The following is a 12,760-nucleotide window of genomic DNA, read 5'->3' as shown; positions in this document are numbered from 1 at the left end:
CTGACCGACCCGGGCGTCGGCGCCGGTGCGGGCGGTGACGCGGTTGACGTCGTTGTCATGACTTCACTTCCAGATCAGGGCGGCCGGAGCTCGGCCCGCGGCGCCACTCACCCGGGCCGTGCGGGGGTCACTGGGACCGACCGCACGACACCCGGGGCGAGCGGCGTCGCTCGGATGTGGGGATTACTGCGCGGAGGAGGACGAGGCCACGTCCGACTCGAAGAGCTCGATCAGCTGGTCACGGTTGTCCGCCGCGCCCTTGAGATCCCACTCGACCTTGTTCACCGCGTCCTGGTCGGGCACGGCGTCCCCGGCCACGGCGTCCGCCAGAGTGGGGGCGGCGTAGGACGGCACGTCCTTGTACAGGTCCTGGGCCTCGGTGGTGAGGATCCAGTCCATGTACTGCTGCGCGCCGTCGAGGTTGCGGGCGTCCTTCAGCACCGAGACCGCACCGACCTCGTAGCCGGTGCCCTCCTCCGGGTAGCTGGTGACCAGCTCGCTGTAGCCGTTCTCCGCTGCCTTCACGCAGTCGGAGTCCAGCGCGATGGCCACGGCCACTTCGCCACGTCCGGCCTGCTCGGTGCCGGTGGCCGCGGACTTGGAGTACTGCATCACGTTGCCGTGCAGCTGGGTGAAGTAGTCGATGGCCGCGTCGGTGTCACCGTCGTTCAGGGTCTGCTGGGTGTAGATCGCCATGTAGCCCACACCGGCGGTGGCCGGGTGCGGCATCGCGACCTTGCCCTTCAGCTCCGGTGCCAGCAGGTCCTCCCAGGAGGTGGGCGCGTCCATCCCGAGCTTGTCCAGCTCGGACTGGTTGGAGCAGAAGCCGACCGAGTCGGTGTAGAAGCCGGACCAGATGCCGTCAGCGTCGTTGTACTCGGCGGGCAGGTCCGCGGCGGACGGCGAGACGTACCGCTCGATGAACCCGCGCTCGTCGGCGATCAGGTGGTTCTCGGCCTGGCCACCGGACCAGACGTCGAACTCGCCCGGGGTGGTCTCCAGCCGCGCCAGCACCTCACCGGCGCCGAGCCGGACGTAGGTGGCGTCGATCCCGGTGGCCTCCTCGAAGGCGGCGGTGATCTTCTGGCAGAAGTCCTCCTGCTGCGAGCAGGCGATGTTCAGGGTGCCGGAGCTGGACCCGGAGCCCGAGGTGGAGGAGCTGCCGGAGTCGGCGGGGGCGGAGCATGCCGCGGTGGTGGCGACCAGCACTGCCCCGAGGGCCAGGACAGGGGTCTTCCGGTAAGAGCGCATCGTTGGGCCTTCCGAGGAGGGACTGGGTGCGGGATCGTTCCCGCATGCATATTTTCCTATCACTGCGATCTCGCGTCAAGCAAAAGCCCAGCTCAGAGCCATGGACGAGCGCCGGGTGTATAGCTATTCGGGCGATATATGCGCTACGTGCTCGGTGCGCACCCCGGCCCCGTTGCGCATGCGATGCATCACCACACACGACGAAGGCCCGGACCATCAGGTCCGGGCCTTCGTCTTCTGTGTAGCGGGGGCAGGATTTGAACCTGCGACCTCTGGGTTATGAGCCCAGCGAGCTACCGAGCTGCTCCACCCCGCGTCGGTGATTACTACGTTACGCCAGAGTGACCGGCCCACCAAATCGATACCGCGTGCGCTGGCTCACACGGGCGACTGCCCGGCCCTCCACGCGGGAGGGCCGGGCAGTCGTGGATCAGCCGCCGGTGCCGGCCTCGGTGTCCGCCGCGATGGCGTCTTCCAGAGCCTGTTGCAACCGATCCTGGGCCTGGCCGTAGGCGGCGAAGTCGTTGTTGGCCAACGCCTCCTGACCGTCCTTGAGGGCCTGCTCGGCCCGGTTCAGCGCGTCGGTGCGGCGGGTGGTCGCATCGCCGGTGGCGGTGTCACTCGGCGGCGTGGTCTCCTCCGGCGCCGGGGTGTCGGTGCCGTCACCGGTGTCCTCGCCGTCCCCGGTGTCGGGTTCGACGATCTCGTTCCCGGCATCTCCGGCATTGGTGCCGGAGTCACCACCGAACACCTGGTCGAGTGCCTCGTCCAGGGTGCTGGCGAATCCGATCTCGTCACCGAAGGCCACCAGCACGCGCTGCAGCAGCGGCACCTGGGTCCCGCTGGACGCCTGCACGTAGACCGGCTGGACGTAGAGCAGTCCACCGCCCACCGGCAGGGTCAGCAGGTTCCCGCGGATCACCGACGACCCGCCCCGTTCCAGGATGTTCAGCTCGTTGGAGACCGCCGGGGTCGAGCTGAAGTTGTTGTTCATCTGGTTCGGGCCGGGGATGGTCGAGTCGCGTGGCAGCTCCAACAACCGGATCTTGCCGTAGCCCTCGGCCGGACTGCCCGCCTCAGATCCGGCCTCGGCATCGACCGCCACATACCCGGTCAACACGTCTCGGGCGCTGCCACCGGTCGGGATGTAGGTGCTCATCAGCGAGAAGCTGGCGGTGTCCTGACCGGGCATCTGCAGGGTCAGGTAGTACGGCGGCTGCGCGACACCGGCCGACTCACCGGCAGTCGGGTCGTTCGGGGTCCGCCAGAAGTCCGACCCGGTGAAGAAGGTGTTCGGGTCGGTCACGTGGTACTGGCCGAGCAGGGTGCGCTGCACCTTGAACAGGTCCTCCGGGTACCGGATGTGACTCATCAGCTCAGAGCTGATCTCCGACACCGGGGTCAGGGTGTTGTCGAACACCTTGGCCCAGGTCTGCAGCACCGGGTCCTCGGCATCCCAGGCGTACAGGGTGACCGTGCCGTCATAGGCGTCGACGGTGGCCTTCACCGAGTTGCGGATGTAGTTCACGGTGCGCGGCTCCAGGGCCTGCACAGTGGCGGAGTTCTCGGTCAGCGAGTCGGTGGTGGCGTCCTCCAGGGACTGCCGCGCGGCGTAGGGGTACTGGTCGGAGGTGGTGTACCCGTCGACCATCCACACCACCCGGCCGTCGACCACCGCGGGGTACACCCGGCCATCGAGGGTCAGGTACGGCGCGACCTTCTGCACCCGCTCGACCGGGTCACGGTCGTAGAGGATCTGCGACTCGCTGGTCACCCGGTCGGAGAACAGGATCTGCTCGGAGCCGAATTTGATCGAGTAGAGCAGCTTGGTCCACAGGTTGCCGATCTCCGGTCCGGCGGACACCTCGTCGGTGGGGAAGGTCGTGGTGACCGCACCGTTCTCCGCGTCGTCGCTCGGGTAGTCGAACTCCCAGCTCTCCGCCCCCTCCGGGGCACCGACGATGGAGTAATCCGGGGAGTTCTGCCCGAAGTAGATCCGCGGCTCGTACTCGCCCAGCTCACCGCTGGACGGGATGCCCGCCTCCCAGAAGTCCGGCGCACCGGTGGAGGTGGTGGCATTGCCGTAGGCGGCGACCACGCCGTAGCCGTGGGTGTAGATCGTGGCGTCGGAGTTCCAGTTGCGCCGGTTGGCGTCCAGACCGTCCAGGTTGATCTCCCGGACCGCGATCACGGTGTCGCGGGACTCGCCGTCGATCTCGTAGCGGTCCACCGACAGGGTGTCGGCGAAGGAGTAGAACCCGCGGATCTGCTCCAGCTGACGGAAGGAGGGCGAGACCTCCTGCGGGTCGAGCAGTCGGATCGAGGCGGTGGTGTCCGCGTCCTCACGCAGCGCGCCCGGCTCGGCGTCGGTCTGCGCGTTGTACGGGCTGATCTCGACGTCCTCCAGGTCGTAGGCGGCCAGTGTGGCGTCGATGTTGCGCTGGATGAACGGTGCCTCGGACTCCTGCTGGTTCGGGTTCACCTGGAACCGCTGCACCACGGCCGGATAGATGCCGCCGATAGCGACCGCGCCGACCACCATCACGCCGATGCCCAGCGCCGGGATACGCCAGCTGCCGCGCACCGCGGTGAACAGGAACATCAGCGCCACCAGCACCGCGACCGCGGCCAGGATCTGCTTGGAGGGGATCACCGCGTTGACGTCGGTGTAGGAGGCACCCTCGAACCGGTCGCCCTGGCTGGTCAGCACCGAGTACTGGTCGAGCCAGTAGTTGCCGCCGATCAGCAGCATCAGCACGGCACCGGTCACCGACAGCTGCACGCGGGCGGCCTTGGTGGTGCGCGGGGTGCCGTTGGACGGGCCGATCCGCAGGCCGCCGTACAGGTAGTGCGTGACCAGACCGGCGATCCCGGCCAGCACCACGGTCGCCATCACGAAGGAGACGATGAATCGGATGCCGGGCAGCTGGAACAGGAAGAAGCCCAGGTCGATCCCGTACTGCGGGTCGTCGGTGCCCACCGGGGTGCTGTTCAGCCAGAGCTGGATAGTGCTCCACTGCTGGGAGGCGGCCACCCCGGCGAACAGCCCGAGCACGGCAGGACCGGCGATCACGACGACCTTGCGCACCGGCTCCAGAGCCTCGCGGTAGGCGTCCAGGCTGACCTGCTCCCGATTGGACGGGGCGTAGACCGGGCGGCTCCGGTAGGCGATGGTGACCGAGGCGAACACCGCGGCGGCCATCACCAAGAACCCGGCGGCGAACAGCGCGGCACGGGTGCCCCACTCGGTCCACAGCACGGTGGAGAACCCGAGCTGGTCGAACCACATCACCTCGGTCCAGAACTGGGCGAGCAGCACCACGGCGAGCACGATGGCCAGTAGCACCACCAGGGTGATGACCAACGGATTGCGGCGGCGTCGACCGCCTAAACCAGCGGGCCGCGGGGGACGTGGTCCCTGCGGTCGGGCGGCGGACGGGTTGGCGAAGGCCACGATTGTTCCTCGTCGTCGGCGAACGGGTCAGGCGCGTCGCGCCCTGTGCGGGACAACGTGCCAGGTGACCCACAGGTTCCCACAGCTGCGGCCCAGCAGTGCGAGGATGTCGCCGTGACCGAGCACACCGCGCAGGCCCCCGAGTCCCGATCCGCCCTGGCGCAGGCCGTGGTGGAGATCGAACGGCATGTCGCCACCGGCGGCTGGGACGGTCCGGTCCGGGTGTTCGCGCTGGTCCGGACGGCTGCCGCGTTGGAGGCTGAGCCCGCTCTGGCCCACCAGCTTCCGCCGGAGGTGCTGGCCGCCGCGGCCGCCGACCCGGAGCATCTGACCTCGGTCGAGCAGGAGGGGTTGCCCGCCTCGGACGACCTGGAAGGGCTGCTCGGTGCCATCGCCTGGCCGCCCACCGTTGACGGGGCCGCGGTCACCGTGGAGCGCGTGGTGCTGCCGCCCGAGGCCGAGGATTCCTTGCCGGACGACCCACAGGAGGCCGTGCAGGCGTTGATGGCCCACCCGGACCGGCAGGACGTCCGACTGGCGGTGGGCGTGCTGCGGGACGGGTCCGCCTGGTGCGCGATCCGGCAGCGCGCCCTGGACGCCGATCAGGCAGTGGGCCAGGGCCCGGACGCGGTGCCCGGTCTGATCGAGGCCCTGCGCGCCACGTTGGTCTGACTCAGCCGGTGCAGGTGGGCAGGTCGGCGGTGTCCCCGGCACCGATCGCCTCCACCGCGGCGCGCGCCTCACTCAGCGTGTCGATCCGGGTCACCTGCAGTCCGTCGGGGATGTGACCGACCACCTCGTCGCAGTTGTCCGCGGGCGCGAGGAACCAGCTGGCCCCGTCCCGCAGCGCCCCGGCCATCTTCTGCCGGATACCGCCGATGGCACCCACATCGCCGTTCAGCTCCATCGTGCCGGTGCCGGCGATGTGCGCCCCATTCGCCTCGTCCTGCGGGGTCAGGCGGTCGATGATCCCGAGGGCGAACATGGTCCCGGCGCTGGACCCGCCGATCTGCTCGATCTTGATCGAGACGTCCACCGGCAGATCGAAGTCGGGATCGATGTAGACCCCCAGCTGGCTGCCCCCGCCGTCCTTCGCCCCGGTGGTCACGGTGACGTCGGTGGCCTGGCCGTCCCGCTCGATGCCCAGGGTCAGCGCGGTGCCGGGATCGGTCTCGGCCAGCAGGTCGATCAACTGGGCGTAGGAGTCCATCGGCGTGCCGTCCACGCTGCGCAGCACATCACCCTCCTGCAGCAGGCCCTCCGCCGCACCGCCCTCGACAGCGCCCGCGATGGTCATCGTGGTGGGGACCGTGTACCCGAGTTCCTCCAAGGCCGCGACGGTCGCGTTCTCCTGCGAGGACGTCATCTGTGCCTGGTTCTGCTCGTCGATCTGTTCCTGGGTCGCGCCCTGCGGGAAGACGTACTCGGCAGGCAACACCTGGGTCGATCCGCTCAGCCAGCCCTGGATCACCCGGACCAGCGTCGAGGGGTACCCGGGACCGCCGGTGGTGGACACGGTGGTCAGTCGGAGCTCACCGGTGGACTCATAGGTCTCGGCACCGGAGATCGAGATCAACGGCTCACCGTCGTACTCCCCCAGCGTGTTCAACGTCGGGCCCGGCCCGTTCACCGCATAGGGCACCGGCAACAGCAGCATGCCGAGCAGCAGCACCGCGGAGCCGAGCATCCCGAAGGTCAGCAGCGCGGCCCGTCGGGTCACCGGGACGGCACGGGGCTCATCCGGGCCGAAGACGTCGAGCGGACGCCCGTCGTCGGGCACGGTCGCGGGCTGTTGCGGGTCAGACACCGGACGATCATGCCTCACCGACCTGGACGTCAGCCGAGGATGCTGCGCCCTGAGCGAACCGGGGCCCGCGGCCGGACACTCGGACCGGGTTCGGTCGTTACCGTGGTCCGACCACAATCACCGGGAGCTCCGATGGACGACGTCTCACCCACCGCCGGTCAGCCGGACGGTTCCGCCTGGGAGCAGATGCTGCGGCAAATGTTCGGGCCCGAGGCCGATGAGGCGCTGCGCCAGATGCGCGCCCAGGGCCTGGACCCGGCACAGATGGCCGCCGCCTCCGGACTGCCGAACGATCCCGCCGCACTGCAGCAGATGATCGGCCAGGTGCAGCGGATGCTCGCTTCCAGCGGCGACGGCCCGGTGAACTGGGATGTGGCCCATGACGCCGCCCGGCAGATCGCGGTGACCGGCGGCGACCCGGTGCTGACCCCGGCCGAGACCCGGGAGGTCACCGAGGCACTCTCGGTGGCCGAACTCTGGTTGGACGCCGCCACCGACCTACCCCCCGCAGGTGGCACCGCGCGGGCCCTGTCCCGCTCGGAATGGGTGGAGCAGACCCTGCCGACCTGGCGACTGCTCACCGAGCCGGTTGCCACCTCGATGTCAAAGGCACTGGCCGAGACGCTGTCCAGCCAGCTGCCCGAGTCGATGCAGCTGCCCCCCGGCCTGGCGGGTGCCGGGATGGACCCCGCCACGATGATGCGTCAGCTCGGGTCGTTGGTCTTCGGCATGCAGGTGGGCCAGGCCGCCGGATCACTGGCCCGCGAGGTCTTCGGACTCACCGATGTGGGGCTACCCCTGGTGCACTCCCCCGCCACGGCGCTGGTGCCGGGCAATGTCGCCAGCTTCGCCGACGGGCTGGACGTGCCCCTCGAGGAGGTCCGGCTGTTCCTGGCGGTGCGCGAGGCCGCCCACGCCCGACTCTTCACCCACGTCGGCTGGCTGCGCGGACATCTGCTGTCCGCGGTGGATGCCTACGCCCGGGGCATCTCGATCGATCTGGAGAGTCTGGAGGAGTCGGTCCGACAGATCGACCCCACTGACCCGCAGGCCCTCCAGGGCGCGCTGTCCTCCGGGGTGTTCGCCCCGCAGAACTCCCCCGAGCAGCAGGCTGTGCTCGGTCGCCTGGAGACCGCCCTGGCCTTGGTCGAGGGCTGGGTGGACGAGGTCAGTGCCATCGCCGCGCTCCCGCATCTGCCGCACACCGTGCAACTACGGGAGATGATCCGCCGTCGCCGGGCAGCCGGTGGACCCGCGGAGCAGACCTTCGCCACCCTGGTCGGCTTGGAGCTGCGGCCCCGACGGTCCCGGGACGCGGCCGCGCTGTGGGCTCTGATCGCCCGCGAATCCGGTCCGCAGGGACGCGACGCGGTGTGGGACCACCCCGATCTGCTGCCCACCGCCGAGGACCTGGACGACCCGACCGGCTACCAGGGCCGACGGCAGGCCGCCCAGGACGAGCACGCCGACCTGGACCGGGCACTGGCGGAAATCCTCGGCGAGGACGAGCAGGACGGCACGGACTGACCGCAGCTCAGTCCACATCTTCCTCATCGGTGGACTGCGGGCGTCCGCCCTCCCGGTCGGCGAACGACCAGCCGTCGAGGAATCCACGCGCCCGCTCGGTGCGCGGGTAGGACTCCAACTCGGCCCAGAACTCCGGGCCGTGACCGGCATGCAGCAGGTGGTTCAGCTCATGCAGCAACACATAATCGGTCACCCACGAGGGCATACCGCGCAGCCGGTCGGAGATGCGAATGCTCCCGTCCCCCAGGCTGCACGATCCCCAGCGCTGCCCCTGATTGGTGGACCAGCGCACCGATGACGGCTGCGGACGGCCACCCAGATAACGCTCGGACAGTTCCGCTGCCCGACGGGCAAGGCCCTCATCGGAGGGACGGCGACGCTGTTCCTGCCGGGCCAAACGGGTGATCATCCGACCCACCCATTCGCGCTCTTCAGCCCGGGTGAAACGGGCGGGAATCGCGACGACGGTGCGGCCGCCCTCCCGGAATGCGGTGACAGTGCGCGAGCGTCGGCGCGACCGCCGCACCTCCACCGGCCCGGGGAGCAGCTCAGCTGGGTCCACCGGGCTCGATCCGGTCGCGGCACCGGTCGTTCCCGGCCCGCCGCGGTCGATTGGGTACTCACCCACGAACAGCACCGTAGTGGGTCGCACCCGTGGAGGGTGAACCCATGACTCGCAGATCAACCGACCTCTGAGCGAGGCCTGACTTTCCCTCTGTGGACAACCGCCCGGCCGGACCAGAGCCATGCGACCGTGCTTGCCAGGAGGTGGCGCGATGCGATTACGGCGCGGATTGCGGGTACTGCGCACCGGCACGGACCAGGTGCAGATCGGCACCGACCCGCGGTGGGCGGTGCGCCTGCACGGCCTGAGCCCGAGTCAGTGCCGGGCGGTACTCCAGGGCGCTGAGCGCTCCCTGCACCCGGCATTGCCCGAGGAGGTGATCGATCAGCTGTCCCGGTTGGGTCTGACCCGGCCGGACCGGGTGCGTGACGCCGTGGTACCCGCCCGGTTGTTGCCGGATGCCCGCACCACCGCCCTGGTCTGCGGCAGCGACCCGCGCATGGTCCGCCGTCGTCGTGCCGAGGCTGTCGTCGCGGTGAGCGGACTCGGGCGCACCGGCGTGCAGATCGCGTGCACCCTGGCGGCCTCCGGTATCGGGACGCTGCTACTGGATGACCCCCGTCCGGTGACCGAGCCGGACACCGGCACCGGCCTGACCCCGGGCGAGGTCGGTCAGCGGCGGCACACCGTCGTGGCCCGGATACTGCGGACAACTGCTCCGGGGGTCCACGTCGGCTCCCCAGGGAAGGTGTCAGCGACCCCCACGGTGATGATCACGGTCGAGGCCGACGCGGTCGACCCGGCCCGGACGCTCGCCCTCGCCTCCGCTGGGATTCCGCAACTGCCGGTGGTACTGCGGGAAGCGGATGCCTTGGTCGGCCCACTCGCGGTGTCCGGCGGGGCCTGTCCACGCTGTGTGGAGCTCGCCCGGGCCGATCTGGACCCGATCTGGCCGCAGGTCCTGGGGCTGCTGTGCTCCGCGGACCAGGACCGCCCGGAGCCGGTGGTGCTGGCCGCGGTGACCGGCGCGCTGGCCGCCGCCGAGGCGCTGGCCCTGATCGACGGCGGTCAGCCGGTGACCCGGGGCCACCAGTACGAGATCCCGTTGCCGACGGCCGAGCCACGGCTGCGTGCCTGGGCGGCGCACCCGGAGTGCGGATGCGCCGCCCTGCCGTCGGACCTGGGAACGTGAGGTCGGCCCATGTCAGGCCGCCGGGGTGGCGTCCTTGCGCGGACGTCCCCGCCCCCGCTTGACCGCGACGACATGTCCGGAGACGAACGCCTGTCCGCCCCAGACCCCCCAGGGCTCCTGCCGGTCCAGAGCTCCGGCCAGGCACCCCTCGATCAAGGGGCACTCCCGGCACAGGGCCTTGGCCTGCTCGACCTCGGCGGTGCGCTCGGCGAACCAGAGCTCGGGGTCGTGGGAGCGGCACGGGATCAGACCCGCGACCAGGTCGTCGAACTGGGTGTCAGTGCCGGACGTGACGGGGGGCCAGGGACCGGAACCGCCGAGTCCGATCGTGTCGAGCAGCGTCGTGAGCCGCACGATGTCCTCCTGATGTGGTGCGAAAACTGATGGGGCGGTCGGGTTCCGCTGCTCCCACCTCGCCCCTGACATCAGGTCGGGACAAAGAGAAAGGCCACGGAATCCGGGGGACTCCGTGGCCTACAGGTCAGGATGCTCTAGCTGAGCAGACCCGTGCCGACGGAGTCATGGGCGGGGGCAACACCGCTGCCGCGCAGGCGACCGGTGGTGCCGAGCGGGGCAAAGCCGCCGCCGGCGTGGGTATCCACCACGGACACACCACTCCCCTGGACCCAACCGAAGGTGGACGCCTGGATCGGCAGTGCGATGGCACCAGCACCGATCACGTCATTGAGCTTCTTCACAGCAGTCCACCTCCTTCTCTGGTCCGGCCTGTGCTGGCACAGCACGGCCTGTCTCATCGCGCAGGAATCACAGTAGGTGGCACCCGCCCGGGGGCACAACCGAATTACCGCGCGAGTTTTCTGGCGGCGTCCCGGTGCGCGGCGACCAGGTCCAACAGTTCGGTGCCGTAGCGGTCGATCTTGGCCGGTCCGATCCCGTGGATCCGGGCCAGATCGGGCACCGAAGCCGGGTGCTGCTCGGCGATGGCCGCCAGGGTCACGTCGCCGAGGATCGTGAAGTCCGGCTTGCTGGTGCGGGTGGCCAACTCCGCACGCCAGGCCTTGAGCGCAGCCAACAGCTGCGGATCGGCATCGCCGGTGGTGCGAGGCACCGACTCGAGCTCGCGCCGTCCGAACCTGCCCCGACCGTCACTCGGCCACAGCCCGTCCAAGAACCGCGAGCGTCGCCGGTTGCCCCGCCCGCCCGGTGTGCGGGAGCGGGCGTAGGACAGTTCCAGGTGCTCACGGGCGCGGGTGATGCCCACGTAGAGCAGTCGACGTTCCTCGGCCAAGTCGGCGGTGGTGTCGGCTGAGGCCCAGGGCACCAGGCCCTCGCTGAGCCCGGCCAGGAACACTGCGTCCCATTCCAGACCCTTGGCCGCGTGCAAGGAGGCCAGCGTGACCCCCTCCACCGTCGGGGCGTGCTGGGCGGCGGCGCGCTCGTCCAGATCGGCGACCAGGTCGGCGACCGTCGCCCGGGTTCCGGCCTGCTCCGCGGTCGAGGCGAGGTCGTCGGCCAGCGCCACCAACGCCGACAGCGAGTCCCAGCGTTCACGCGAGGCACCCCGGGCGGCGGGCGGTTCCTCCGACCAACCGACGGCACGCAGCGCATCCCGCGCGGCCTGCGGCATCGAATCGTCGGGGTCGGCGGCGACGGCGGCACCACGCAGGGTCACGATGGCGTCGCGCACCTCACGCCGGGCGAAGAAGCGTTCCCCTCCGCGCAGCACGTACCCGATCCCGACCGCGGCCAGCGCCTGCTCGAAGGCCTCGGACTGGGAGTTGATCCGGTAGAGCACGGCGATCTGACTGGGGCGCACCCCCGAGGCGATCAGTCGACCGATCCGGGTCGCGACACCGGCGGCTTCCGCCTCGTCGTCGTCGTACACCGCGAAGCGCACCGGCCCGGCGGACGGGCGCTGGGCGACCAGTTCCAATGGCTGCCACCCCCGGTCCTTCGGAGCGCGGCGCAGCACCTCATTGGCCAGGCCGACCACCTGCGGGGTGGACCGGTAGTCACGGACCAGCTTGACCACCTGGGCCTTCGGGTGGTCGGCGGTGAACCGGGTCAGGTAGTGCGGGGTGGCTCCGGCGAAGGAGTAGATGGTCTGCGCCGGATCACCGACGACGCACAGCTCATCGCGACCGCCGAGCCACTGGTCGAGCAGGAACTTCTGCAGGGGCGAGATGTCCTGGTACTCGTCCACCACGAACCGGCGGTACTGGGAGCGGACCTCCTCCGCGACGGCCCCGTTGTCCACCAGCATCCCGGCCAGCAGCCAGAGGATGTCCTCCATGTCCATCTGCCCGCGGGCGTCCTTGGCGTCCTCGTAGGCGGTGATCAGCCGGGCGATCGCCTGATGGTCGTGGCCGGCCGGGGCGGGTCGTCCGGCGGCGGCCGCAGCGGTCTCGTAGTCCTCGGCGGTGACCCGGGAGACCTTGGCCCACTCGATCTCCGAGGCCAGGTCGCGCACTGCCACCCGGTCGACGGACAGCCCGAGCCGGTGCGCGGCGTCGGCCACCACCGGGGCCTTCTGCGCCAGCAGCTCCGGCACTGGCCCGCCGACCACCCGGGGCCAGAAGTAGCGCAACTGGCGCAGCGCCGCGGAGTGGAAGGTTCGGGCCTGCACCCCGGCGACACCGAGCTCGCGCAGCCGGGTGCGCATCTCCCCCGCCGCCCGGGCGGTGAAGGTCACCGCGAGCACGCTGGTCGGTGCGTAGACCCCGGTGCGCACGCCGTAGGCGATCCGGTGGGTGATCGCCCGGGTCTTGCCGGTGCCGGCCCCCGCGAGCACGCAGACCGGGCCGGTGAGGGCACCGGCCACCGCGCGCTGGTCGGGGTCGAGGGCATCGAGCAGGTCGTCGGCAGACATCGTCTGGAATCCTCGCATCTGCCGCTGACAGGTCCGGACCGCCTGGGGACGGAGCGGGAATGCCCGGACGCGCCCGCGGCGTTCCGTCCCTGGGTGCGCTGCGCGGTTCGGCGTGCACGGCCTACAAGGAGAGG

10 protein-coding genes and 1 tRNA gene are annotated in these 12,760 nt (G+C 70.3%); 3 read left to right on the top strand and 8 right to left on the bottom strand.

Annotated elements, in window-relative coordinates; all coding sequences use genetic code 11:
* Positions 1-183: 183 nt before the first annotated feature.
* From AB0N78_RS05370 to AB0N78_RS05360, 3 genes are all read right to left on the bottom strand, one after another.
* Positions 184-1,251 carry an ABC transporter substrate-binding protein gene (locus AB0N78_RS05370; RefSeq protein WP_363386678.1) on the bottom strand — a complete coding sequence of 356 codons (1,068 nt, stop codon included), beginning with the start codon at positions 1,249-1,251 and terminating at the stop codon, positions 184-186.
* A 242-nt stretch (positions 1,252-1,493) separates the two neighbouring features.
* A tRNA-Met gene (locus tag AB0N78_RS05365) sits at positions 1,494-1,567 on the bottom strand.
* 114 nt (positions 1,568-1,681) lie between these two features.
* Positions 1,682-4,705, bottom strand: coding sequence for a UPF0182 family protein (locus tag AB0N78_RS05360; protein ID WP_363386675.1), 3,024 nt, complete (start codon positions 4,703-4,705; stop codon positions 1,682-1,684).
* Between the two features lie 114 nt (positions 4,706-4,819).
* Between AB0N78_RS05360 and AB0N78_RS05355 the strand changes: the two genes are divergently transcribed.
* Entirely contained in the window at positions 4,820-5,377 is a 558-nt protein-coding gene (locus tag AB0N78_RS05355) for a PPA1309 family protein (RefSeq protein ID WP_363386672.1), read from the top strand.
* A 1-nt stretch (position 5,378) separates the two neighbouring features.
* Here AB0N78_RS05355 and AB0N78_RS05350 read toward each other — a convergent pair whose 3' ends face one another.
* Positions 5,379-6,512 carry a PDZ domain-containing protein gene (locus tag AB0N78_RS05350; RefSeq protein WP_363386669.1) on the bottom strand — a complete coding sequence of 378 codons (1,134 nt, stop codon included), beginning with the start codon at positions 6,510-6,512 and terminating at the stop codon, positions 5,379-5,381.
* Positions 6,513-6,644: 132 nt separating this feature from the next.
* Between AB0N78_RS05350 and AB0N78_RS05345 the strand changes: the two genes are divergently transcribed.
* Positions 6,645-8,039, top strand: coding sequence for a zinc-dependent metalloprotease (locus AB0N78_RS05345; RefSeq protein WP_363386666.1), 1,395 nt, complete (start codon positions 6,645-6,647; stop codon positions 8,037-8,039).
* Positions 8,040-8,046: 7 nt separating this feature from the next.
* Here AB0N78_RS05345 and AB0N78_RS05340 read toward each other — a convergent pair whose 3' ends face one another.
* Positions 8,047-8,601 carry a YgjP-like metallopeptidase domain-containing protein gene (locus tag AB0N78_RS05340; RefSeq protein ID WP_363388212.1) on the bottom strand — a complete coding sequence of 185 codons (555 nt, stop codon included), beginning with the start codon at positions 8,599-8,601 and terminating at the stop codon, positions 8,047-8,049.
* Between the two features lie 214 nt (positions 8,602-8,815).
* Here AB0N78_RS05340 and AB0N78_RS05335 point away from each other — a divergent pair, with 214 nt between their 5' ends.
* Complete coding sequence (locus AB0N78_RS05335; RefSeq protein WP_363386663.1) at positions 8,816-9,796, top strand: hypothetical protein; 981 nt, start codon at positions 8,816-8,818, stop codon at positions 9,794-9,796.
* 12 nt (positions 9,797-9,808) lie between these two features.
* Here AB0N78_RS05335 and AB0N78_RS05330 read toward each other — a convergent pair whose 3' ends face one another.
* The 3 genes from AB0N78_RS05330 to AB0N78_RS05320 all read right to left on the bottom strand — a co-directional run bounded on the left by AB0N78_RS05330 (position 9,809) and on the right by AB0N78_RS05320 (position 12,626).
* Entirely contained in the window at positions 9,809-10,150 is a 342-nt protein-coding gene (locus AB0N78_RS05330; protein ID WP_363386660.1) for a WhiB family transcriptional regulator, read from the bottom strand.
* Positions 10,151-10,287: 137 nt separating this feature from the next.
* Complete coding sequence (locus AB0N78_RS05325; protein ID WP_363386657.1) at positions 10,288-10,494, bottom strand: hypothetical protein; 207 nt, start codon at positions 10,492-10,494, stop codon at positions 10,288-10,290.
* 104 nt (positions 10,495-10,598) lie between these two features.
* Positions 10,599-12,626 (bottom strand): ATP-dependent DNA helicase UvrD2, encoded by a 2,028-nt coding sequence (locus AB0N78_RS05320; RefSeq protein WP_363386654.1) that lies wholly within the window; start codon positions 12,624-12,626, stop codon positions 10,599-10,601.
* Positions 12,627-12,760 lie beyond the last annotated feature (134 nt).

The sequence above is a fragment of the Cellulomonas sp. NPDC089187 genome (assembly GCF_040685135.1).
Classification (GTDB): Bacteria; Actinomycetota; Actinomycetes; order Actinomycetales; family Cellulomonadaceae; genus Cellulomonas.
Note: the sequence above shows the minus strand (reverse complement) of the source record. Positions and strands in the feature narration are given on the sequence as shown.

What these genes read in the sequence shown, in the direction of transcription:
- AB0N78_RS05370 (WP_363386678.1), bottom strand. Translation starts at nt 1,251, where the DNA reads ATGCGCTCTTACCGGAAGACCCCTGTCCTGGCCCTCGGGGCAGTGCTG.
- AB0N78_RS05345 (WP_363386666.1), top strand. Translation starts at nt 6,645, where the DNA reads ATGGACGACGTCTCACCCACCGCCGGTCAGCCGGACGGTTCCGCCTGG.
- AB0N78_RS05335 (WP_363386663.1), top strand. Translation starts at nt 8,816, where the DNA reads ATGCGATTACGGCGCGGATTGCGGGTACTGCGCACCGGCACGGACCAG.
- AB0N78_RS05320 (WP_363386654.1), bottom strand. Translation starts at nt 12,626, where the DNA reads ATGTCTGCCGACGACCTGCTCGATGCCCTCGACCCCGACCAGCGCGCG.